The organism is Micromonospora sp. CPCC 205546, assembly GCF_036902715.1.
GTDB lineage: Bacteria > Actinomycetota > Actinomycetes > Mycobacteriales > Micromonosporaceae > Micromonospora.
In genome coordinates this window covers 1-1,239 of sequence record NZ_JBAKHL010000158.1, presented here as the reverse complement: position 1 = coordinate 1,239, position 1,239 = coordinate 1, and the positions used below count along the sequence as shown (strand labels likewise).

Annotated in this window: 2 protein-coding genes; both read left to right on the top strand. The window is 71.3% G+C overall.

Going from position 1 to position 1,239, the window contains the following annotated elements:
• Positions 1 to 11: 11 nt before the first annotated feature.
• Positions 12 to 785: a 2-keto-4-pentenoate hydratase gene (locus V6U77_RS29800; protein ID WP_334610064.1), complete on the top strand. Its 774-nt coding sequence runs from the start codon at positions 12 to 14 to the stop codon at positions 783 to 785.
• The coding region (locus V6U77_RS29795; protein WP_334610063.1) for a RidA family protein at positions 782 to 1,239 on the top strand (458 nt) is incomplete at its 3' end. The genes V6U77_RS29800 and V6U77_RS29795, both read left to right, overlap by 4 nt.

Below are 1,239 nucleotides of genomic sequence, written 5' to 3'. Positions count from 1 at the left end.
AAGGAGACTCCATGATCGGGCCGGACACCGCGGGTATCGCCGAGCGGTTGGGTGTGGCGGCGGACACCGCCACGGCGATTGCGCAGTTGGCCGCCGAGACGGGACTGGACGTGGATGCGGCGTACGCGGTGCAGACCGCGTTGATCCAGCGTCGCCTCGACCGGGGTGAGCGTGTGGTGGGGTTGAAGATGGGCCTGACCAGCAAGGCGAAGATGGCGCAGGTCGGCGTGGACGAGGTCATCTGGGGTCGGCTCACCGACACCATGCGCATCCCCGACGGCGGCTCCCTCGACCCGGCCGCGTTCATCCACCCCCGGGTGGAGCCGGAGGTGGCGTTCCTGCTGGACCGCCTGCCCGAGCCCGGTGAGCCGGTCGGGGACTTCACCGACGCCGTGCGGGCGGTCGCCCCGGCGATCGAGGTGATCGACTCGCGGTACGCGAACTTCACGTTCTCTCTGCCGGACGTGATCGCGGACAACACCTCCGCCGCCGCGTTCACCATCGGCGCCTGGTCGCCGGTCCCGGACGGCCTGGAGAACCTGGGCGTGCTGCTGGAGATCGACGGACGCGTGGCGCAGGTCGGCTCGACCGCGGCGATCCTCGGTGACCCCCGCCGTGCCCTCGACGAGGGCATCCGGCTGGCCGGTCGCCATGGCGTACGGCTGCGCGAGGGCTGGGTGTTCCTCGCCGGCGCCGCCACCGCCGCCGTGCCTCTGAAGCCCGGCGCCCACGTCCGCGCCGTCGTCGAGAAGCTCGGCACCACCAGCCTGCGAGCCACCGCATGACCGCGAACCACGACACGAGCGCCAGCCACGGCGGGAGCGCCAGCCACGGCGGGGGCGCGCAGGCGCACGTCGTCGCCGGCAAGGCCGTGCCCCGCGGCGCGTTCCCGCACGTCAAGGTCGCCGGCGGCCTCGTCTACGTCTCCGGCACCTCGTCACGCCGCCCCGACAACACCTTCGCCGGCGTGCAGGTCGACGAGTTCGGCACCACCAACCTCGACATCCGCGCCCAGACCAGAGCCGTCATCGACAACATCGCCGATCTGCTACGGACGGTCGGCGCCGACCTGAGCGACCTCGTGCAGGTCACCACCTACCTGGCCAACATGAACGACTTCGGCGGCTACAACCAGGTCTGGGCCGAATACTTCGACGCCACCGGCCCCACCCGCACCACCGTCGCCGTACACCAACTGCCCCACCCGCACCTGTTGATCGAGATCCAGGCCGTGGCCGT

What these genes read in the sequence shown, in the direction of transcription:
- V6U77_RS29800 (WP_334610064.1), top strand. Translation starts at nt 12, where the DNA reads ATGATCGGGCCGGACACCGCGGGTATCGCCGAGCGGTTGGGTGTGGCG.